Source organism: Parashewanella sp. 2210YD4-3, assembly GCF_056591735.1.
Genome location: NZ_JBWQOG010000003.1, coordinates 195,343 through 217,391 on the forward strand (window position 1 = coordinate 195,343; position 22,049 = coordinate 217,391).

Sequence of the window (22,049 nt, forward strand, 5' to 3'; positions counted from 1 at the left end):
ATGCTTAATTTTGCCTTTACATGGATATGGCATATCTATATTATTCATCGCGTTCGGAGGGGTGGCAGAGTGGTCGAATGCACCGGTCTTGAAAACCGGCAACGGTTTATCCCGTTCCAGGGTTCAAATCCCTGCTCCTCCGCCATATTCAGAAAAAGCCGCTCACTGAGCGGCTTTTTCGTAATTACTGTTTATTGAATTTTTCATCAATTATTAACTAATGGTTCTTCATCATCGGTTATATCATCTACAAACGTAACTTCTGGTTCTTCAGTTTCATTATCTTCACTTTTATCTAAATTCTGAGTCTGAGAATTTTGTTTACTTTCGATATTAGAGCGTTGAATTACAACGGAGCCTTCTTTCGATTCACCTTCATTTGTTGTTGAAAATGAACTGTCACTGTCTAATCCGTCATCAAATATTGGGTTTACTCTATGTATGTCTTCATCGTATTGATAGCTCTGCTCTAGCCATGGCTGAGTTCCGATACTTGAAGCGTCTGTATCATGTGTAATGGTTGTCAAACTACCAAAGCCACTAGTTTGATTATCACCTGATACGCTTGTTTTTCCTTTGTTGCTCATAGAACTAGAGTCTGCTTCTGTAGGTACAAAAGTAGGATTTTGATAACAAACCCAAGCGGGTTTATAAATAGGATTAATATTTGAATGAACTACAGAATTGTTATTTATGGGTTGCTGCCAGATTCTTTCTCTTGGGGCAGGCGTTTTATTCCATCTAAAGTATCTAACCAGTTTATCTAGTTTAGATTGATTCTCAACTGGGATATTTAAATCTGTTGATGTTTTGTTTGCATCTGAAGTACTTTCAGTATCCTCTGTCTCTTTAGACTCAATATTTTCTTCGGTTAAATCAGAATTGTTCTCAACAAGCCTTTCTAAATCTTCAGCATCTTTAGGCTTGAGTGCTTTTCTGATTGCGAAAACTAGTCCTGTAATTGTTAACCCTGTAGCTACTACAAGGCTTAGTACTATTCCTCCAACGATTATATACACTGTGCAATCATTTGGATTAGGGCTTGGTGATGGAATTGATGATGGCCTTATAAAAGTTGTCGATTGTGTAACTATTTTTGAAATATCTTCTGACAAGAATATTGTCTGTATCAGATCCTCAATTGATGAAGTTGAATCGAGGGTCATATATAAAATGTTACTACTATCTGTATAAGCTGTGACACCTTCTGAAATATATACTTCAGTTCTTGAACTTAATAGACTTTCGAGCATTGAATAATGTTCGCTTGAAGTTGGCTCGGGAAATGCGAAGGTTGCAGTTGGATCTGGTTTCTCTGGTTCACAGAACGGTAATTTGTGAAGAAAAGAGCCCTCATGTTCTTGTAATAAATGATGTGTCAAAGGTGTTCCTTGAATTTGAAAACACGTTGGCCCAATATTTCCTTCTGGTAAAAAACAATTTTGACGAACACCGAATTTTCCATTCGCACATCCAACTAGTTCTAAACACTTTTCGCTTGCCCACGCATAGGCTTCTACATCTAAGTTGCACGCTTCACCAGGAGAAGGTAAATACATAGTCATTTTACACTTTTTGTTAGTATCGATTGCAAATGTAATATTTGCTAAACTATTTGGATTAACTCCTGTTGCATCGTAGAGGTATTGCTTTTCTCCATCTTCGAACGTAATTGTTTCTGGCTCTATGCATTCACTTACTGTTTCAGGTGGTGAAGGTTCTGAAATATTTGGAGAAGGGCTGACTTTTTTTACTCTAATATGTTCATGGGGGCTTTGGTCATTATCCAAAGGTTTTTGTTCTTTTACATGATCATCAAGTGTTATAGTATTTCCATTCTCATTCGATAGAACGCCTTTAGCCCTTAGGGAGTCAACACAAAAATCGAACCCCAAAGTTGCGACAACTCCACCAACAACACCTCCGACTAATTTTCCAATGAAGTGTGTCGCCGTTCCTTTTTTTATCTCTAGATAATCCATTGCAACAATATTAAATTTTGCTCCAATTCGGGCCCCAAAAAAAGCCGTAAGTTTTTTGCAGATTGAGATTGTTTTATTGGTTGCCGTTACACTGGATGGAATCGCGAAGGTAGTCGCAAAACAAGCAGTATCAATTGTGAAGTCGGCAATAGGATTTTCTCTTATCGTTTTAGGCATTATTTCCTTAACGCCATGTGTAGATAAGCTAAAAAATATCACCATCGCTAGTTGAATGGTAAGTGTTAATGGTGCGGCAGTTCCCTCAAGCGCTGCGACGGCAACAAACCAGACAACATTAAAGCCGATATCAAATGCCATTTCCTTGTAATTTATGCTTATGTGCTCTGACTCTTCAACGTCGTATTTGACTGCATCGAGCTGAATAGCTGTATCTTTACCACCAGCAACGGTCATTTGAGGGGCAGCCATAGTTGAATGTCCAGTTAGTTGTTTAAGACCTTGATTTAATAACATTGAGGAAGATGATCAAGTTAATCTTTATTAACTAAATTTGTAGGGCTAGTCAGAATAATATTTTCGATCTGAAAATTTAGACCTTATTTTTTAGTGCTGTAACAATTGTCAATTAAGGAACTTTAACCTGTTCTTAACTGCCAACACATAATCGATTGCTAGGCTTAATTTAACGGAACAAGAAACCCTTTGACAGGCAAGTCTTTTAAATACTCAATAGAGGTTAAGTATGCCTGATCTAATGTATAGAGAAGCCGGCACGCAGGATTGGAACTTCATCAATTTGCTAAATGTGAATGAATTAAAAGAACACTTAAACGCTTTGTGGCCTTATCAAAATGATAGGGAGCAGTTGTCCAGAATAAAGCGAAGTAAGTTTTATCAGTGTCACTCGAAAATTATCACATATCAAGGCGTTGATATTGGTTATATCTCAATGAAAAATACTGATACTGAACTGGTTATAGAAGAGTTTGTTCTATGGTATGACGACGATGACGATGAAATTGCTACGTCGGTAATAGAGCAATTGATCATAGAGCCTCTTATATCAGGCGCTCAAGTCATAAGCAAAGCTAGACTGAATCATCCTCAAATTGAAGTATATGAACGACTAGGGTTTCGTCGTTACCTAGAAACAGAAAATAGAGTTTATTTAAGAAAAATTATTTGAAATTCAATAAAAAAGGAGCCAACGGCTCCTTTTTTATATGTTTTTGATTAACCTGCGAAGTTTGCGTTTACAAATTCCCAGTTAACCAAAGCCCAGAAACCATTCATGTAATCAGGACGAACATTACGATAGTCGATGTAATAAGCGTGTTCCCATAAATCTACAGTTAGTAGAGGGGTAACGCCTGCTTCAGTTAATGGCGTTGCTGCATTGCTTGTATTAACAATAGCTAAACTACCATCTGCTTTTTTAACTAACCAAGTCCAAGAGCTACCAAAGTTATTAATTGCTGAATTGGTAAACTCAGCTTTGAATTCTTCAAATGAGCCAAATGAAGATTTGATAGCATCTGCAATCGCACCAGTTGCTTCACCACCGCCATTTGGAGATAGGCAGTGCCAATAGAATGTGTGGTTCCAAATTTGTGCCGCATTGTTGAAGATGCCACCTGTAGAAGTTTTTACGATTTCTTCTAATGATTTATTTGCTAAATCGGTACCTTCCACTAAACCATTTAGCTTCACAACATAAGTGTTGTGATGCTTACCATAATGGTATTCAATAGTTTCTTGAGAGATATGTGGTTCAAGTGCGTTCTTTTCGTATGGTAGTGCTGGTAATTCAAAAGCCATTAGTTGTATCTCCGTTGACTTAAATTATAGTATGCTCACAACTGCTTATTGTACTTATAAATTCATTGATGTGAATCATTGTTTGATAAATTAATACGCTATTGGGTAAATTTTGGTTCATATCTAAATCCACAAAAATAATAGGTTTTTGTTATTGTTGCTGCTGAAGTACAATAGTAAAGAGACAATGTTGTTGTAATAGGAAACACTATGGAAACGGTTGAAAAAATTAAGCAGCAAATTACAGAAAATCCAATCATCGTATATATGAAAGGTTCACCAAAGTTACCAAGCTGCGGTTTTTCTTCTCAAGTTGCACAAATCATGATCAATTGTGGTGAGCAGTTCGCTTATGTTGATATCTTGCAGCACCCAGATATTCGCGCTGAACTGCCAAAGTATGCAAATTGGCCTACTTTCCCACAGCTTTGGGTTGAAGGCGAACTTATCGGCGGATGTGATATTGTGGTTGATATGTTCCAAAAAGGTGAGCTACAGCCAATCATCAAAGAAACAGCAGCAAAATTCAAATCAGAAGATGCTGAATAGTCTATTTTGGTAAAGCCGCAAACGCGGCTTTACTCTTATTCAGGCTTACTGTTTTCACTACTTGTGTTCCGTTCTGGACAACTACCAAGATAAACGATTTCGTTATCAAACTTCTGCTCTTCTAAATGAACATCAAAACCCCAAAGTCTGTGCATATGTTTAAGCACCTCTTGGTGGTCATCATTTAATGGCATTTTGTTGTATGGCACATGACGCAAGGTCAGCGATCTATCCCCATTAACTTCCACATTGTGTACTTGGATATTGGGTTCAAGGTTCGACAAGTTATATTGCTGCGATAACTGTTGTCTGATTTCTCTATAGCCTTGCTCATTATGAATGGCTGAAATCGTAAGATGATCCTTTTCAGAGTCATTGAGTACCCCGAAAAGTTTAAATTCTCTAATGAGTTTTGGTGATAAGTATTGGCTAATAAAACTTTCATCTTTAAAATTTTTCATTGCAAAGTGTATGGTTTCCAACCAATCTTTTCCTATTAATTCAGGGAACCAATACTTATCTTCTTCTGTAGGTTCTTGGCAAATTCGCTTAATGTCCATAAACATATTAAATCCAAGGGCGTATGGGTTAATGCCACTGTAATAAGGACTATCAAATGCTTGTTGTTTGATCACGCCTGTATGGCTTTCTAAAAACTCTAACATGAACCTATCGGTAACTACGCCTTGATCGTATAAATGATTAAGTAATGTATAGTGCCAAAAGCTAGCCCAACCCTCATTCATTACCTGTGTTTGTTTTTGAGGGTAGAAATATTGCGATACTTTACGAACAATCCTTACGATTTCACGCTGCCATGGTTCTAACCGTGGCGCGTTTTTTTCAATAAAGTACAAAATATTCTCTTGTGGTTCTGGCGGGAATCTTTGCTCTTGGTTCAATGTAGAGCTTTTTTCTGTGGCAGGTAAGGTACGCCAAAGGTCATTTACTTGACTTTGTAGATAGTCTTCTCGTTGTTTTTGTTTCTCTTTTTCTTTTTGTATCGACAATTTAGAAGGGCGTTTATATCTATCAACACCATAATTCATAAGAGCATGGCAGGAATCTAGTATTTCTTCTACTTTTGTCGTGCCTTGCTCTAACTCACACTTCGCAATGTAGTTTTTAGCAAATACTAGGTAGTCAATTATCGAGCTAGCATCCGTCCAAGTTTGAAATAAATAATTATTTTTAAAAAAACTATTATGGCCATAACAGGCATGAGCCATAACTAAGGCTTGCATGGTAATGGTGTTTTCTTCCATTAAATATGAAATACAAGGATCAGAGTTAATCACTATTTCATAAGCTAAGCCCATACGGCCACGCTTGTAGTTTTGCTCTGTTTGAATAAATTTTTTGCCAAATGACCAATGAGTGTAGTTTACTGGCATACCTATTGCGGAGTATGCATCCATCATTTGTTCTGCTGTGATGATTTCAATTTGGTTAGGGTAGGTATCAAGCCCAAAATGCTTAGCTGCTTCGCGTATATGGTGCTGATATTCTTCGATCAGTTCAAAAGTCCATTCAGGACCATCACTTAATGGTAATGTTTGCTCTGTCATAATTTTACTCCCTTAAACAACGCGCTTTTTAAATAACTCCCGAAAAACAGGGTAAATATCATCCACAGTTTTGATATGTTGCACTGCCATATTATCTAGCTCGGCTTCTAACTTTTCGTATTGCCGCCACAGTGATTGATGCGCCCGCTGTGTAATTTCTATGTATGAGTAATAGCGGCACACGGGTAAAATCGATTTATTCAATATATCTATACATTTGCTGCAATCGTCAGCCCAGTTATCACCATCTGAAGCTTGTGCGACGTATATATTCCACTCATTATCTGGAAAGCGTTGCTGTTGAATTTCATGCATTAATTTAAGAGCGCTTGATACGATGGTTCCGCCAGTTTCCTGTGAGTAAAAAAACTCTTGCTCATCGACTTCTTTAGCTTGGGTATGATGCCGAATAAACACCACTTCTAGGTTTTCATAAGTACGGGTTAAAAACAGATAAAGTAAGATATAAAATCGTTTAGCAATGTCTTTTGTCGCTTGATCCATTGAACCGGATACATCCATTAAGCAAAACATAACCGCCTGAGAGGTCGGCACGTTATGTTTTTTGTAATTGTTATACCTAAGGTCAAATGTATCGATAAAGGGTACTTTTTTAATTTTGTTTTTAAGTTCAGCAATGTGCTGCTGTCTATCATTAATTTCGTCAATACTTGCACCAGGAATTTCTAATAGCTCTGCGAGTTCGATTTTTTTCTTATTCAATTCTTGTTTTTTGCTTGCACTTAGCGCGATTCGTCTACCCAAAGAGGCGGTTAACGATCTGACAATATTGATGTTGGTAGGAACTCCGTCAGTTGTATAGCCAGCACGGTTTAATTGGGTTTCCACAATTTTGGCATTATCAGTTTTATGTAAGTTAGGGAGCTCAAGATCTTCAAATAACAGTTCTAAATATTCATCTTTAGATATCTGAAAAACAAAATTTTCTTGTCCTTCACCTGAGTCAGAGGCGTCACCTTCACCTTCTCCTTGCTGTCCCTGTTGTGGCTTAGGAATTTTGTCACCTTTTACAAACTCTTTATTACCAGGATGAACTTGCTCCCTAATGCCACCATCACCATGATGAAAAAATGGTTCAGTGGTATCTTTCGTCGGGATTTTTATGCTTTCTCCAGAATCAACATCGGTGACACTTCGATTAGTGATTGCATCATTAACCGACTGTTTAATTTGCTTTTTGTATCTCTCGATGAATCGCTGTCGATTAACTGTGCTTTTGCCTTTGGCATTAAGCCTACGGTCGATAAAATTCGCCATAGTCACTCCTTTGTAATCATAGAGCTTGAATACACCCGACCATTCAGCCAGATTTCGTCAGTTAACCCATAAACGACAAGTATCCTTTATGGGTTCTGGTTAGCACTGTTAAGATGACTTACGAACCCTTAAATACCATTCAGAAAGTAATCGAACTTGCTTCTTGGTATAGCCTTTTTCCATCATTCGATTCACAAAGTCATCGTGCTTACGTTGATCGTCAGTAGAGGTTTTGGCATTAAAGGAAATGACTGGCAATAAATCTTCGGTATTAGAGAACATTTTCTTTTCAATTACCGTTCGAAGTTTTTCGTAATTGGTCCATTGAGGGTTGTTACCACCATGATTGGCTCGAGCTCTCAATACAAAGTTGACAATTTCATTACGAAAATCTTTCGGGTTACTTATACCCGCAGGCTTTTCAATTTTCTCCAGTTCGGTGTTTAACGCGATTCTGTCAAACAATTGCCCGGTTTCAGGATCACGATACTCTTGATCTTGAATCCAAAAATCGGCGTAAGTTACGTAGCGATCGAAAATGTTCTGTCCATACTCAGAATAGGACTCAAGGTAGGCGGTTTGGATTTCTTTCCCTATAAATTCAACATAGTTAGGGATTAAGTAACCTTTTAAAAACTCTAGGTAACGCTCACCCACATCTTTCGCAAATTGTTCTTGCTCGATTTGTTTTTCGAGTACATAAAATAAATGTACTGGGTTGGCTGCGACTTCAGATTGATCAAAGTTAAATACACGAGATAAGATTTTAAAAGCAAATCGGGTGGATAACCCAGACATCCCTTCATCTACACCTGCAAAGTCTCGGTATTCTTGAAATGATTTTGCTTTAGGGTCGGTATCTTTAAGGCTTTCACCGTTATATACCCTCATTTTTGAATATACTGACGAGTTTTCTGGCACTTTCATCCGTGAAAGCACGGCAAATTTAGCCAAAATTTCCAATGTCGACGGTGCACATTGTGCTTCCGTTAATTCTGAGTTCGCAAGCAGTTTCTCGTAGATGTGCATTTCTTCTGAAACTCTTAGACAGTAGGGGACTTTGACGATGTAAACCCTATCTAAGAAAGCTTCATTGTTTTTATTATTTCTAAAGCTGGCCCATTCTGATTCGTTGGAGTGAGCGAGAATTATTCCATTATAGGGTAATGCTGATAATCCTTCTGTTCCGTTATAGTTACCCTCTTGAGTTGCGGTCAGTAGTGGATGTAACACCTTTATCGGTGCTTTAAACATTTCCACAAACTCCATTAAGCCTTGGTTAGCTCTACATAAGGCACCAGAGTAAGCATAGGCATCAGCATCGTGCTGAGAAAAGTGTTCAAGTTGTCTGATATCAACTTTACCCACCAGCGATGAAATGTCCTGATTATTTTCATCTCCGGGTTCGGTTTTAGCGATTGCTATTTGATCCAGTATTGAGGGATACATTTTCACTACTTTAAATTTCGATAAATCGCCCTCGTACTCATGTAAGCGTTTTACGGCCCATGGCGACATAATGGTTTTTAAGTAGCGGGAAGGGATGTTGTAGGAATCTGTAAGTATTTTACCGTCTTCATCTGCGGCAAATAAGCTAAATGGATGATCATTTACTGGGCTAGGTACGCCATCTGCACTTAATACATAGATGGGCTGTTGCTGCATCAACGATTTTAACTTCTCGGCTAAAGATGATTTACCACCACCCACCGGTCCAAGCAGGTATAAAATTTGTTTGGATTCTTCTAGCCCCTGTGCTGCATGTTTTAAGTATGAAACTATTTGTTCAATGGCTTCTTCCATGCCATAAAACTCAGAAAAAGCGGGATAACGTCGAATAACTCTATTGCTAAATATTCGGCTTAGCACAGAATCTTTTGATGTATCGATATGTTCTGGTTCGCCAATGGCTGCTAGTAATCTTTCTGAAGGTGATGAATATAAGCTTGGATCTTCCTTACACATTTCAAAAAATGCTTCCAGCGTATACTCTTCGTCTCGTTTGTGTTCATATCGTTGTTGGTATTGCTCGAAAATACTCATGAATGCCCCCAAAAGAATAGTGAAGTGTCTTACTCTTTCAAGTCTAGAAGCAAGTTACGATTTTTCCATAAAACCCAATAAAAACAATAACATTTGCAAATGCAAAGGTTGTGTCAAAATTTTAAAGTAGGGGGGTAATGAAGAATTATTTGCAAATAATTACATAGAAGGTGATGTGGTCATTTGTGATTGAATATAATTTCTGATGCCGATTTTTTCGATGAGTCCAAGATGTTGCTCAAGCCAATAGATATGGTCCATCTCAGTATCATTAAGTAAACGCTCTAATATTTCTCGACTGACAAAATCGCCTTCAGTTTCACATTCAGCAATAATGTCTCTTAGGCTTTCGGCTACTCGTTGTTCAGCTTGCAAATCATACTCAAGCATTTGCTTTACATTGTTTCCGACCTTAATTTTTTCTCTAGAAGCCGTATCAGCTCGTCCCTCTAAAAAAATGATCCTTTCTATTAACGATTTAGCGTGAGCTAATTCTTCTTCATACTCATGTGTTAATTTAGCGTGGAGTTTATCAATGCCCCAATCCTCATAGAGCTTTGCATGCGCTAAGTATTGATCCATTGAAGTGAGTTCTAAGGTTAACTGCTTATTGAGTAATTTAATGATCTTAGTTACACCTTTCATAATTACGCTCCCTAATGCTCTAGATTGGCTTGTTGGTAGTTTTGAATACCAATGTGACTGATAAGCATTATTTGTGTCTCAATCCAATCTATGTAGTTCTCTTCATACTCAAGAATAGATTCCAATAACTCTCGGGAGACAAAGTCCTGTTGTTGTTCAAAATACTCAATGGTTTTTTTCAATAACTCTATTTGTTCCATTTGTAAGGCTAAATCACAGCTGAGCATTTCTTCCGTATGTTCCCCAATTCTCAATCTTTCTAGATGTTGTAGATTGGGTAAGCCTTCAAGAAACAATATTCTCTCTATAATGGTGTCAGCTTGTTTCATATCTTCAATCGATTTTGAGTAAGCTTTTTCATTGAGTTCTTCTAGTCCCCAGTTTTTATATATTCGAGCATGAAGAAAATATTGATTGATGGAGGTAAGTTCTATAGTCAGAACCTTGTTGAGCGCTTTAATAATACTTTGATCTGTTTTCATATCGATAACCTTGTTTCAAGATTTTTGATAGGAGTTTTCTGTGAGGAGTTATAAAGCTTTTTTAAGATATTTGCCAAGAACCATTGAATATAACTGACATGAAGTGGGTTATAATAAAAAAGAATAAACCTTTATGAGAATTGAACTGATTTCTGTTTTTTATAAAAATAGCATTTGTGTGAATATTTTTGAATTGGATGGGGAGGTCGGAAGGAGCAGAATAGCTCCTGTATATTTAAACGCTTACACTGCCTTAGCTAAGTCGTAATTTAGGTCTGTTTTATTATCTTTCAATATTTTGGCTGCTAGGTAGAGGCACTTACCGCAATCGGTGCCTAAATCATAAGAATCGCGCAGTTCTTTAACATGCTCCGCACCATCATTTATGGCTTGTTGTATATCCTTTTCAGTTATCCCATGGCAAACGCAAACATACATACTCTAATTTCTTATTTTTCTGCTTATCGATTTAGGTATAGATAGTATTCACAATGCGAATCATTATCAATACCAAGGGTCGAGTTTTAGGTTTATCTCTTTAAATTAAGTTGACCTTGCTCACAAAACAGCCATAAGATCGATTGTTAAATATGTTGGCAAAGGGATACTAACTTGTTATTTATCACCAACCGAACTCCAAAACAGTCGGCGCGCTCCCGTAAAGGTAGACGGATCAGTTTTGATTATCAAAATACTGCAGTATCACAGTACTTGTATTTTTGTCAGCGCCATAATGCCGATGAATATACCGAAATTCTGCATCATGATTTCTTTCAGCATTTAAAATCCTTACCTGCTCATACTCAGCTTTTGTTTTACATTCATGGCTTTAATAACAATATGGAGCCAGATGTTTTTGAAAATGCCAATAAGCTTCAAAACTTGATTAATCAGCAATCATCACAGCTGGTGGAAGTTATCCCAATCATTTGGCCGTGTGATGATGACTCTGCCTTAGCCTTTATTGATGATTATTGGGATGATCAAGATGCTGCTGATGCCAGTGGCCCAGCTTTTTCAAGACTATTGGGTAAATTTGAACAATGGCGTCGAGAGGCTGAGCAACAACAGCATCCATGTTTTAAGCGGATGAATGTATTAGCTCACTCTATGGGGAATCGAGTACTCGTAAATGCGATAGCTGACTGGGCGACGAAATATAATTCTAATAATATGCCATTGCTATTTCGAAATATTTTTATGGTGGCCGCTGATGTTGATAATCAAATTTTAGAGGCTAACAAACCTGGTCACTACTTGAGCGATTCAGCGCGTAATCTATGTGTTTATTTCGCCAGAGATGACTTGGCTATGCCCGCCTCAAAATTAGCTAATTTACGTCATAAATGTTTATCGCGTCGAATGGGAATGACGGGACCTAATGATTTAAAACAGTTACCAAAGAATGTTTATGAAATTGATTGTGATAATTTTAATAACAAGTTTGATTTAAAAGGGCATAGTTATTTTCTTGATAATAAGCATGGCGTGGCAAGCCCTGTCATAGAACATATGATAAAAGCGATCACCACAGGTCGTGTTAGTCCACCACAACCGAGTCATATATTACCGTTTATTCAATCGGAGTAAGGGCAGTGTTATGAGTCTAATATGTAATACACCAAAGCCACCTTATTATGCGGTCATTTTTACTTCAGTGAGATCCAACATTGAAGATGGTTATGCCGATATGGCAAATCACATGATGACGTTAGCTGCACAGCAACCGGGATTTCTTGGCGTAGAGTCTGCTCGCGAGTCTATAGGTATAACCGTATCGTACTGGGAAAGCTTACAAGCAATAAAAGATTGGAAAAACAATCAAAATCATATGAAAGCGCAGCAATTGGGTAAGGAAAAGTGGTATTCAGAATATACAACTCGCATCGTTAGAGTAGAAAAAGAATACAGCTTTAAATGATGAAGGAAGTCTATAAGATTTATCTGCAGTCGTTATCACAATTTATTTGATCTTTACCTTATCTGATAATCCTTGCTAATATATACTGTATAAATAAACAGTGTATCGATATATGAAGATAATTCCTATATATGCTCAAGCAGGAGTAACAGGTTTTGAATCCCCAGCTGCAGAATACTCACAGCTGACATTAAGTCTAGATGAGTTGCTTATCGAGCATCCTAGCGCGACTTTTATTGGCCGAGCGAAAGGAGATAGCATGCAAGGTGTTGGGATTTTTGATAATGATGTTTTGATTGTCGACAGGCATGTTCATCGTCGGCATATGGATATTGTGGTGGCTAACCTTAATGGTGAGTTTGTCTGTAAGATTTATGACGCTAAGCGTAAGCAGCTGCTTTCTGCCAACGAACAATATCAAGCAATTACAGTAAATGAGTACGATGAGTTTTCTATCGAAGGAGTGATTATTCGTTCAATTCGTTGCCATCGCGTTAGCGCATTGTTGGGCTAATCAATGTTTGCCCTTGTTGACGCTAATAGCTTTTATTGTTCTGCGGAAGCCGTATTCCGACCTGATTGGCGCCGTAAGCCAATCATAGTGCTAAGTAATAATGATGGCTGCATTGTGGCAGCAAACCGTCTTGCCAAAGAAGCCGGAATAAAAAAGTTTATTCCGTATTTTCAAGCCCGTCATTTATGTGAACAGAAAGGGATTATTGTTTGTTCGTCAAATTATGAACTGTATTCCGACTTATCTTCCAAATTGATGCAAACCATTGGACGCTTTGCACCTGAACAGCACATATATTCAATTGATGAAACGTTCTTGTCGCTTAAAAATACCGCAAAAACAATTCCAGATTTAGTGGATCATGGACAGTTGATCAGAAGAACCGTCTGGAAAGAAACTCGACTGCCAGTATGCGTCGGTATAGGTTCGACATTGACCTTAGCAAAACTTGCAAATCATGCGGCAAAAAAACATCGAGTATATAACGGCGTGTGCGTACTAGACTCTATTTCCTGTATTGCCTCACTTTTACAGCTTACCGATGTTGAAGACGTGTGGGGAATAGGTCGCAAGTTATCTATAAAACTGAGGTTACTAGGAGTAAATACGGCTTATGAGCTTGCTAAGATGCCCGCTAAATTAGCCAGAAAACAATTTAGTGTTGAAGTAGAGCGTACCATTAATGAACTTAATGGCATTTGTTGCAAACACTGGGATGAGGTAAAAGCGGACAGTAAACAAATCTTTTCTACTCGCAGCATGGGTAATCGAATCACTAATAAAGCAGAGTTACATCAAGCATTATCTAAACACGCAGGTATTGCAGTGGCTAAAGCTCGAAAACAAGGCTCTGGTTGTACCCAAATGCTGATCTTTGCTCACAGCTCTCCTCATGATAAGCAACCGCGCTTTTTTAAACGCTTATTAAGTTTTCCTAGGCCATCGAATTGTTCTATGGAAATTTGTGCTGCCGTGTCTCAAGTAATCGAGCAACTTTTTGAAAATGGGGTTCGTTATTACAAAGTTGGTGTTGGGTTATTAGATTTAGTGGATATGAGTCATCAGCAGCTGGATTTATTCAATAAACCTATAGATAAACCAGAACTGATGGGAGTGATGGATAGCCTTAATCAGCGTTATGGTAGAGATACTTTATTTGTTTCCGCTCAAGGAACTCAAGTAAAGTGGGGAATGCGGCGAGATTTTTTAACGCCGCAATATACTACCAGTTGGCGAGGGCTTCCTGAAATCAGATGTTAATAACCTCAATCATAAATAGAACATCTAGGCTGCTTCTACTTCAGCTTTTTCCTCTGGCGCCGTCCAAGGGAAGAAGCCTAAGTGTTTTTTAAGTTTGACTACTACAATAATGCTTGAAATGACAAAAGAAAGTGATGTGGCAATAGCTGCGCCTTCAATACCCATTCTTGGGATAAGGATATAATTTAAGGTTGCGTTTATCCCTAATGTAAATATTAAGTTGTACATTAACCATCTTTCTTGACCTGAATATTGAAGCCATAAAACACTGGCGCTATTTATGCTGTAGATACAAAAACCAGCTGCTAATGTCATCAAGCAAATGTATGTGTTCTCTACGTCATTACCAAAAACACTGAGAAGTTGAGTTCCGAATAGACCGAGTAAACAGAAAGTTGGTAAAACAGTTTTCAAGAGAATAAAGAATGCTTTACGGTTCATTTGAACGATGGCTGCTTTTCCGGATTCGAGCGTAGGAATAATTAGAGGAGTGATTAAACCATAAATAGCCGATTGTACTGAGTTAATTACTGAAACAGATGTCATGGCTGCCGCATAATGCCCTACAGACATTTCATCCAACTGAAACTCAATCATATAAATATCGATTTGCCTCATAAACGTTTGTAGGACAATGATCAACATCATCGGAGTGGATATCTTCAACCATTCAATAGGTTTTACAAAGTTTTTATTTCGTTTTAGTGGCATTAAACCCAAACGAAGAGTGTGATAGGCACAAAAGACCGCAATCAAAAATGCAGCAATTAGCGTAAGGCCTACAGCTTCAAAATCGTTTAAAGAGCCAAAAATTAAAAAGAATCCACCACACAAAACAAGCCGTAAACCAGGATAGCCAATTCGCCAAGGAAGAAAAGACAAATTCAACTGTTTCGCTAATTGTAAAATACCGCCAAATAAGGCCGCCATGGCAACAAGGGGCAGAGCAAGACTTGCAATAATGAGAGGGTGGTAATCTTTTTCAGGGTATAGTGAAAGGTGGTAGTGATGCGCCGTATAGATCAGAATCAAAAGCACTACAGACAAAACTGTTGATAATACGATGTAAAAGCGAACATATTCCCATACACCTTCGCAAGAACCATCGTTTATTTGTTTTGATAAAAAGCTCGCGGTAGCACGTGAGCCTCCCATCATCACAACAAGACTACCAAGGGCAATATAAGCCTCGGCAATCTTATAATCCCCATAATCAACAGGCCCTAACATATTAGAGAGTAATACATTAAATGCATACGCAGTAAGGAAGCCTACCGCAAATGTAGTTAGCATTAATATGCTGCCACGGCGTAGATACTGATTTTTTGAATGTGCTTTGTCCATAAAACCCAAAAACTTCTTAATTGATGAAAGGTATGAAAAATTATTTAGCTATTTAAAAATAGCATAAGACTGAAAAAGCAATGGAAGGAATCGAGTAAACCTTGTTCAGCAATGCAAACAAACTTTTACTTATCTCAAAATCATGGCTGCTCAAATAGTAAGCAAAAGGTTCTTGACTTGAAGAGATATCTTTCATGTCACGTGGATTTTAAATATATTCAATACTATTGAATGCTGCGATTGAGGTAGTTAATACACAAAGGAGTTGTAGTAGATGTTCAATGCTTTTTTAAAGAGAGCCTCATTAGTTTCGTTTTTGATTCTCTCTGTTGGCTGTACAAGTCTGCACGTTGAAAAGTCGATTGATGCACTTGGCAATGGTGTCAGTGATAGCGTTCAATCAAGAAATAAAGATAAACCGCATGACCTGAAGAATCATGAACTGAACAGTGAGGATGTAGCGAGTGGTATTTTAAATATGTTATTACAAAGCTTTATTGGTCTATTCAGTTCTGAAAAAGAATAATAGTTTGGAAAGTAAGCAATTCAATGGTTGTTCGATGAAAAAGGGAAATGCAAAACACCCTAAGCTAGCCATGTTTTTTGCTTTGTTTGGAGTTTTCCTTGGAACACTCAAATATGGATTTACTGAAGTTCATGGGTACTTTTTAGGTATTCCATTTTACCTGATCGGTTGTGTGTTTTCAGGTTTGATAACTGGAAATATGACCTATACACAAGGTGATTATAATGGACTTCATTCTGCCTCTCGTAAGGACAAGCCATTTACATACTGGTTCGCGGTAATTATCACTAGCTTTATCGCATGGTGGTTAATCAAACAATTTAACGCCATTAATTGAGTTCAACAAAGAAATTGGCAATATTGCGAATAAGCTTTAATTTGCCCATTAGCTTTCTGTAGTTTGAGAAGGCGAGTTACTATTTGAACCAATGGCTTTTGAAGTGCAAGATTTGGATAGTGAATATGAAAGATTAACTGAGTTAGGCGTTGGTTTTTTATCACTCGCAAAGAATCAGGAACGGTAAAGATTGTAGTGCTAGACGATACATGTGGTAATTACATCCAATTAATGCAAGTAATGGCTAAGTATGAATTTTCTCTAACAACATCTGTTTGTATGAGGTGAAGCATAATGTTTAATGTTGCAGTTTGCATCAAACCAAGTGCTATTCATGGGATTGGTTTATTTACAAAGCAAATGATAAAAAAAGGACAAGTCATTTACACTGAAACACCAGAATTAGATTTACACCTAAGTAAAGAGCAATTTGCTGAACTAGATGAAAAAGAGCAAGCGTTTATAGAACATTTTGGCTTCTTTAACCACATCGAAAGTCACTGGCATTTATCACACGACAACATTAGGTTTTGCAATCATGCCACACAATCCAACATTACATGGAAAGATAATAGTTACCTTGTCGCATTAAGAGATATTACAAAAGGCGAGGAGTTAGTTCAGGATTACCGAGAAATGAATACCTATTCTTGTCGAGATCTTGATAATTAATGCTCATTGCAATTAATCAAGTGTTCATATCAGCATTTTAAAGTCACCAATTTAGCAATCATAAAGAGCAGTATATGGTTGAAATGCATAGAGATAGTGAAGCTCTAGACATTTCTTTAATTGAGAACGGCCTCTAGCTTTCGTTGACATCTTTCATCATAATCACAGAGATTATAAAAATTTAGTTAAAGGAGTGGTAAATGAAGTATGCCATTATAGGCTTCGTTATTGGTCTCTTGCTGCCATTAGTTACAATATATATAGGTCTTCAAGTCTCCCCTGAGTTGGCCAATATTTTACTCTTTCCAACATCAATCATCATTTACGTGCTTGGAGAGCCCATAGGGGAAATGTCATTATTGCTTAAGTTAGGACTACTCATTTTTTCAGGCGTTTTTTGGGGTGCACTATTGTTTGCAGTGTCTCGTTATGTAAGAAGTGAAAAATAATTCGTTTCAATCGCGTCTAGGTAATTTTACCTAAGAACAAGTTATACAAATCCAACCGTACACCATGTTACACTGGGTGAAAATTAGTCAACCCTAAGTCGTTTATATACTAAGCAAATGTAAAACATACACCAAAATTCTACTATTGATGCTTAAACTCCACAAGGAAGGGAGATGCGATGAGAAAAATTAACCGTTTGTTCAACTTAGCTGTTTTAACAATGGCTTTTATTATCCAGCCTTCTATGGGGAAAGACCTAAAATATATCCCCAGTGATGTTACAGAAACTATTCAGTCTCGTGTCGAGGACGGAAGTTATACCGGAGTAATGGTTGGTATTATTAACTCCCAAGGTTCACATTATTATAGCTTTGGAAGTAAGTCAGTTAATGGAACTCATGCACCTGATAAACACACAGTTTATGAGATAGGTTCAATTTCAAAGGTTTTTACGTCTACTATTCTTGCCGATATGGTCATAAACAAAGAACTAAGCCTTGACTCGCCTATCACAAAATATTTACCAAAAACAATTAAAGTACCTAGTTATGACAATCAACACATTAAACTCGTAGACATAGCAACTCATACCTCATCTTTCCCCCGAATGCCTAGCAACATGGCACCCAAAGACCCAAATGATCCTTATGCAGATTATTCGGTTGAAGATATGTATAACTTTATGACTGAGCATAAGTTACGACGCCCAATAGGCGAGAAGTACGAATATTCAAACTATGCATATGGACTTCTAGGACATATTCTTTCGCTAAATAATGCTTCAAGCTATGAGGTCTTATTGAAAGAACGCATCGTTAATAATCTAGATCTTAAAAATACAGGGATTACGTTATCGCCTAAAATGAAAGGTCTTCTTGCAAAAGGTTCGCATGGTGGATTGGAAGTGAAAAATTGGGACTTTGAAGCTCTAGTTGGTGCTGGTGGAATACGATCAAGCACTCATGATTTGCTTCTATTTCTTTCAGCTAACATAGGCTTACAAAAATCCTCATTATCATCAGCTTTTCAGATGACTCATAAGCCAAGAATAACCAAAGGTGTCGGCAAAGGTATGGCTGTAGGTCTTGGCTGGCATATAAGTTCAAGAAACGGCAAAGAATTGATATGGCATAACGGTGGAACCGGGGGATACCGCAGTTTCACTGGCTTTACCCGTGATGGAAAAATAGGGGTTGTAGTATTAACAAATTCATCGACAAGTGTTGATGACATTGGCTTTAGTCTTTTAGATCCTACAATTAAATTAAACGCGAATGAACCTAAGCTTAAAGTTTCTAAGGCTATTTTAAAATCTTACGTAGGAACATATCAATTAGCTCCGACATTTTTTATCACAATTACTACTAATGGTAGTAAGCTGATGGCTCAAGCAACCAATCAAAGTAAATTTCAGATTTACCCGCTAACAGAGACTAAATTCTATTATAAAGTTGTAGATGCTCAAATCTCTTTTAATTTCAATGAAGATGGCACAGTGAAGGGACTGATCCTACATCAAAATGGTCAAAATATTCCGGGTAGGAAACAGTAAGAGTAAAGACTGTTAAGTTACGTTTTGGAGAAGAATCGGTGCTATCTCACCTTTTCGAAGTTCTCCAATGCTAACTTATGTTAAAACTGCACATAGCCTTGTTCTGTTGCTCTTAATCAATATACGGAATAGTTTTAGTTTTAAGAGGCATAATCAGACGTTGTCATTAAAAGTAAGGCTTTTGTAAATAATGAGTTTTACGGTAAGTACATTTAAGGATCATTCATTTCTTACAAGCACAGCTTCGATATTAACCCTGCAGACTTCAGGACTGAAAAATTTGATTATCATCCATTAGCGTAATCCCATATCGGCACATATAGAATTACAACCGTCTTTCTGTTGTATGCGATGATATACTTTTTTATCTAAATTCATTTATTATCCTAAACAAACATACTACCTATATAAGCTTAAATAAAAATGACTATAAAAGAGCAAAGCTATTTTCATAAAGAATCTTTTCCGGTGAAAATCGATGAAGCTAAACTGACGATGTTTAATCGCATTTGGGAACGTTTGGCGCAACCGGGTTACTGGTGGGATGCCACCGAAAAAAATGCCATAGCCCAAGTTATTCGCGAGGCAAAACCACTTCCAGTATATGACCGCAAACGAAAATCCATAACCGAGTTATCGCAACTTCCTACCATAGACGTGCTATCTCCACTGGCAATCGATACCATTGAGCGTATTGTGACGGAATCCGGACAGCTGAATACCGAATGGGCAAAGGAAGTCATTGAGCATTTGGGAGAAGGCGCTTATGCCGAATTGATCGGAATTACTATTTTACTGCTTCCAGTAGATTTGTTTTGCCGCTTCTTAGATGTAGTCCCTATGCCATTGCCAACTCCGATAGTTGGTGAACCGACACGACAGTATCCTGAAAACCTACGTGATAATGGCGCTTGGATAAGGCAAACTCAAGAAGCTATTGACGATCAAAATTTGGTAAACGTTTCGCGAGCTATCAGTATATTACCGATAGAAAACGGCTTGCGCCGTGACTTGGTAGAAGCCATGTATATGGAAGGCCATAGCTTCTTCGATAAAATATGGAAAAACAAAGCGCTATCTCGTCCTCAGTTGGAAATTCTTGCGACTAAAACTTCGATGATCAACCAGTGTTTTTACTGCGCCAATGGTCATGCCGCCATTCTGGACATAGTCGCCAAAAAAGCAGGGCAAAAAAGCGATCTAAATTTGCTTAACAACGCTTCAATTGAGAGTGCTATTCCGCAAAGCACTTTACTCTTGGAGGTGACTGAACAAATTAATCGTGAGCCTGAATCAGCAATTCAGTTCCATAAGCCACTGACTCAAAATTTCGGTGAAAAAGGGATGGTTGAAGTCTTGGCTACGGTAGCCATTTTCAACGGACTGAACCGAACCTCAGATCCAGCAGGAGTTCCTATGGAAGAAGTGCTATTAGCCGTTATGGGCCAGAAAATAGATCAATTGGCGCTTTCAGAATTTCAGGGAGTAAATTACATCCGTGTCCCCAAAGGTTTAGAACGTATTAAAATCCTATTAGCATTTGCTTGGCGAAGATTGTGGAAAGCTGGGCAATAGTTTAAAACAACAATATAAATCATTTCCGGTATAAAATCTGCACATTTAACTTTAAATCTGCAGATTTTATTCAGTTTAAATGTGTTGCCAAGATCTCATCATTAAATAAGTTGTTTATTTATCAGGCGTTAGGCGAAAGACCACATCATAGTAAACTTCACGAATCTATTTTAATCAGTTTACTAGGCTATTATGTTTTGCTCAATTAAATTCTGGGAGAATTTATTCGAATCTTTATGTTGATAGCCATTAGTTATATCTAAATCATCACAAGACCTGCTTTAAATAATGTTCAGGCCGACGAAATGTTCATCATTGATAGTTGAGCTTAATTATTGAAATTAATGAATATTAATTTCACGATTATAGTTTGTGGTGTATTTTAAAATAGTGGTAAAAATACAACTGTTAGGCTTGAAAATGTCACTAGCAAATATTGTCAAACTTGGAAATATAGTTAATGCGGCAAATATTGGCAAAGTAGTCAATATTACACATAAAAAAATTGAAGAGCCGTTTGTTTTTTCTTTATCTAAAAAACATCAATATTCGAAAACTAATTGTTCGGTGGTAGCGGCACCTGTAACAGGTTATCAAGTTTTATCGGCTAATTCTCCTGAAACAAATCATGAAATGTTAATCTCGAAATTTCATCGAGGTGAGTTATTTGCAAAAATGTTAACCCGCTGTAATTCTTGGGAACCTTTCAATACTGCAAAATTTGATTATGATTTCGATGAACTTGAACACATTGGAACCTTGAGGGCATCATCAACCTCTTTGTTACTGCCTTTTAAAGGCAGCATGCTATATCGAGAAATTGGTGTGATATTAGATTCAGAAAGATGTGAAGTTAGAAGTGTTACTAAGTATGACTCACTAACAGAAAGAGTGAACAAACAAGGCAAGAAAGTCTATTGGGATTTACACTCTCATAGCTATAAGCTCCTTTATGATAAGGAAGCGAAAAAATCTACCAAATACCATGGTGATTTTGAGATTTGCCGTAGCGCAGTACAGTTACCGTTAACCTATTTTTTCACACCTGAATATCAAAATTATTTGCTTACAGGGGCAAACAGATTACATGAAGTCGTACTTGATTGGGGGAAGTCGGCAGTTATTGGTATAGTGATCAGTGACCGAGAAATGGAAGGTACTTCTATGGAGGAGTTAATTGGCCATGCTAAATTCTTCCAAACTAGACTAATTGAAATTGTAAGGAGAAGATTACCTATTTATTCGTACGATGTGAAGGTAGGAGAGCTTAGGCTTATTGAGTAACAATAGAATACACAGCTGCTTGGCAAGCAAAGGCAGTGTTCGTTAAGCAATTGAAGTAAATGTGGAATGTGCTAATTTACTGAAACTATCTTGGTTAGGCTTGCCATCCAGCTAATGATTTTTTTCTAGTTCTCTTCGGTAACTTCAAATGGCTCTTAAAGAGAAGAGGTTCAATGCCAATCAATGGCAGATGTTTCCACAGATATCTTGTTGCCTCTTCTATGACTTAACGTGCTGGAAAATCTGTATTATAACGTTTCTGCCCCAAAACGTTTTTCGTTTGGCATG

General features: G+C 37.5%; 22 protein-coding genes and 1 tRNA gene. 14 read left to right on the forward strand and 9 right to left on the reverse strand.

Features of this window, described 5'->3' with window-relative positions; translation table 11 throughout:
* The first annotated feature begins 55 nt into the window (after positions 1 to 55).
* A tRNA-Ser gene (locus tag AC1EU0_RS06125) sits at positions 56 to 145 on the forward strand.
* A gap of 61 nt (positions 146 to 206) precedes the next feature.
* Here AC1EU0_RS06125 and AC1EU0_RS06130 read toward each other — a convergent pair.
* Positions 207 to 2,456 (reverse strand): hypothetical protein, encoded by a 2,250-nt coding sequence (locus AC1EU0_RS06130; RefSeq protein ID WP_480301226.1) that lies wholly within the window; start codon positions 2,454 to 2,456, stop codon positions 207 to 209.
* 229 nt (positions 2,457 to 2,685) lie between these two features.
* Here AC1EU0_RS06130 and AC1EU0_RS06135 point away from each other — a divergent pair, with 229 nt between their 5' ends.
* On the forward strand, positions 2,686 to 3,129 hold the full coding sequence (locus AC1EU0_RS06135) for a hypothetical protein (RefSeq protein WP_480301227.1): 444 nt from the start codon (positions 2,686 to 2,688) through the stop codon (positions 3,127 to 3,129).
* Positions 3,130 to 3,176: 47 nt separating this feature from the next.
* On the opposite strand, the gene sodB is transcribed toward AC1EU0_RS06135, so the two are convergent.
* On the reverse strand, positions 3,177 to 3,761 hold the full coding sequence (sodB, locus tag AC1EU0_RS06140) for a superoxide dismutase [Fe] (protein WP_480301229.1): 585 nt from the start codon (positions 3,759 to 3,761) through the stop codon (positions 3,177 to 3,179).
* 210 nt (positions 3,762 to 3,971) lie between these two features.
* Between sodB and AC1EU0_RS06145 the strand changes: the two genes are divergently transcribed.
* Complete coding sequence (locus AC1EU0_RS06145) at positions 3,972 to 4,310, forward strand: Grx4 family monothiol glutaredoxin (RefSeq protein WP_480301231.1); 339 nt, start codon at positions 3,972 to 3,974, stop codon at positions 4,308 to 4,310.
* Positions 4,311 to 4,345: 35 nt separating this feature from the next.
* Here AC1EU0_RS06145 and AC1EU0_RS06150 read toward each other — a convergent pair whose 3' ends face one another.
* The 6 genes from AC1EU0_RS06150 to AC1EU0_RS06175 form a co-directional block, all read right to left on the reverse strand.
* The gene (locus AC1EU0_RS06150) at positions 4,346 to 5,878 is read right to left on the reverse strand and encodes a SpoVR family protein (RefSeq protein WP_480301233.1); all 1,533 of its coding nucleotides are present in this window, start codon (positions 5,876 to 5,878) and stop codon (positions 4,346 to 4,348) included.
* A 12-nt stretch (positions 5,879 to 5,890) separates the two neighbouring features.
* Positions 5,891 to 7,156, reverse strand: a complete 1,266-nt coding sequence (locus tag AC1EU0_RS06155) for a YeaH/YhbH family protein (RefSeq protein ID WP_480301235.1) — start codon at positions 7,154 to 7,156, stop codon at positions 5,891 to 5,893.
* 108 nt (positions 7,157 to 7,264) lie between these two features.
* Positions 7,265 to 9,199 carry a PrkA family serine protein kinase gene (locus AC1EU0_RS06160; RefSeq protein WP_480301236.1) on the reverse strand — a complete coding sequence of 645 codons (1,935 nt, stop codon included), beginning with the start codon at positions 9,197 to 9,199 and terminating at the stop codon, positions 7,265 to 7,267.
* 159 nt (positions 9,200 to 9,358) lie between these two features.
* Positions 9,359 to 9,844: a bacterioferritin gene (gene bfr, locus AC1EU0_RS06165; protein ID WP_480301238.1), complete on the reverse strand. Its 486-nt coding sequence runs from the start codon at positions 9,842 to 9,844 to the stop codon at positions 9,359 to 9,361.
* 11 nt (positions 9,845 to 9,855) lie between these two features.
* Complete coding sequence (gene bfr / locus AC1EU0_RS06170) at positions 9,856 to 10,326, reverse strand: bacterioferritin (RefSeq protein ID WP_480301239.1); 471 nt, start codon at positions 10,324 to 10,326, stop codon at positions 9,856 to 9,858.
* A gap of 243 nt (positions 10,327 to 10,569) precedes the next feature.
* The gene (locus AC1EU0_RS06175) at positions 10,570 to 10,764 is read right to left on the reverse strand and encodes a (2Fe-2S)-binding protein (RefSeq protein WP_480301240.1); all 195 of its coding nucleotides are present in this window, start codon (positions 10,762 to 10,764) and stop codon (positions 10,570 to 10,572) included.
* A 174-nt stretch (positions 10,765 to 10,938) separates the two neighbouring features.
* Between AC1EU0_RS06175 and AC1EU0_RS06180 the strand changes: the two genes are divergently transcribed.
* The 4 genes from AC1EU0_RS06180 to AC1EU0_RS06195 all read left to right on the forward strand — a co-directional run bounded on the left by AC1EU0_RS06180 (position 10,939) and on the right by AC1EU0_RS06195 (position 14,021).
* A complete protein-coding gene (locus AC1EU0_RS06180) occupies positions 10,939 to 11,916 on the forward strand; it encodes an alpha/beta hydrolase (RefSeq protein WP_480301241.1) in 978 nt (325 codons plus the stop codon).
* A gap of 10 nt (positions 11,917 to 11,926) precedes the next feature.
* Positions 11,927 to 12,247: an antibiotic biosynthesis monooxygenase family protein gene (locus tag AC1EU0_RS06185; protein WP_480301243.1), complete on the forward strand. Its 321-nt coding sequence runs from the start codon at positions 11,927 to 11,929 to the stop codon at positions 12,245 to 12,247.
* 112 nt (positions 12,248 to 12,359) lie between these two features.
* Positions 12,360 to 12,761 (forward strand): LexA family protein, encoded by a 402-nt coding sequence (locus tag AC1EU0_RS06190; protein WP_480301245.1) that lies wholly within the window; start codon positions 12,360 to 12,362, stop codon positions 12,759 to 12,761.
* Positions 12,762 to 12,764: 3 nt separating this feature from the next.
* Positions 12,765 to 14,021 (forward strand): Y-family DNA polymerase, encoded by a 1,257-nt coding sequence (locus AC1EU0_RS06195; RefSeq protein WP_480301246.1) that lies wholly within the window; start codon positions 12,765 to 12,767, stop codon positions 14,019 to 14,021.
* A 24-nt stretch (positions 14,022 to 14,045) separates the two neighbouring features.
* Here AC1EU0_RS06195 and AC1EU0_RS06200 read toward each other — a convergent pair whose 3' ends face one another.
* Positions 14,046 to 15,365 (reverse strand): flippase, encoded by a 1,320-nt coding sequence (locus tag AC1EU0_RS06200; RefSeq protein WP_480301247.1) that lies wholly within the window; start codon positions 15,363 to 15,365, stop codon positions 14,046 to 14,048.
* A 274-nt stretch (positions 15,366 to 15,639) separates the two neighbouring features.
* Here AC1EU0_RS06200 and AC1EU0_RS06205 point away from each other — a divergent pair, with 274 nt between their 5' ends.
* The 7 genes from AC1EU0_RS06205 (at position 15,640) to AC1EU0_RS06235 (ending at position 21,761) form a co-directional block, all read left to right on the forward strand.
* A complete protein-coding gene (locus AC1EU0_RS06205; protein ID WP_480301249.1) occupies positions 15,640 to 15,891 on the forward strand; it encodes a hypothetical protein in 252 nt (83 codons plus the stop codon).
* Positions 15,892 to 15,925: 34 nt separating this feature from the next.
* Positions 15,926 to 16,228: a hypothetical protein gene (locus tag AC1EU0_RS06210; protein WP_480301250.1), complete on the forward strand. Its 303-nt coding sequence runs from the start codon at positions 15,926 to 15,928 to the stop codon at positions 16,226 to 16,228.
* A gap of 294 nt (positions 16,229 to 16,522) precedes the next feature.
* Entirely contained in the window at positions 16,523 to 16,900 is a 378-nt protein-coding gene (locus AC1EU0_RS06215; protein ID WP_480301252.1) for an SET domain-containing protein-lysine N-methyltransferase, read from the forward strand.
* Between the two features lie 200 nt (positions 16,901 to 17,100).
* Positions 17,101 to 17,349 (forward strand): hypothetical protein, encoded by a 249-nt coding sequence (locus AC1EU0_RS06220; RefSeq protein WP_480301254.1) that lies wholly within the window; start codon positions 17,101 to 17,103, stop codon positions 17,347 to 17,349.
* A gap of 179 nt (positions 17,350 to 17,528) precedes the next feature.
* On the forward strand, positions 17,529 to 18,902 hold the full coding sequence (locus tag AC1EU0_RS06225) for a serine hydrolase (protein ID WP_480301256.1): 1,374 nt from the start codon (positions 17,529 to 17,531) through the stop codon (positions 18,900 to 18,902).
* 423 nt (positions 18,903 to 19,325) lie between these two features.
* Positions 19,326 to 20,477 carry an alkylhydroperoxidase-related (seleno)protein gene (locus AC1EU0_RS06230; RefSeq protein WP_480301258.1) on the forward strand — a complete coding sequence of 384 codons (1,152 nt, stop codon included), beginning with the start codon at positions 19,326 to 19,328 and terminating at the stop codon, positions 20,475 to 20,477.
* Positions 20,478 to 20,897: 420 nt separating this feature from the next.
* Entirely contained in the window at positions 20,898 to 21,761 is an 864-nt protein-coding gene (locus AC1EU0_RS06235) for a hypothetical protein (RefSeq protein WP_480301260.1), read from the forward strand.
* Positions 21,762 to 22,049: the final 288 nt, after the last annotated feature.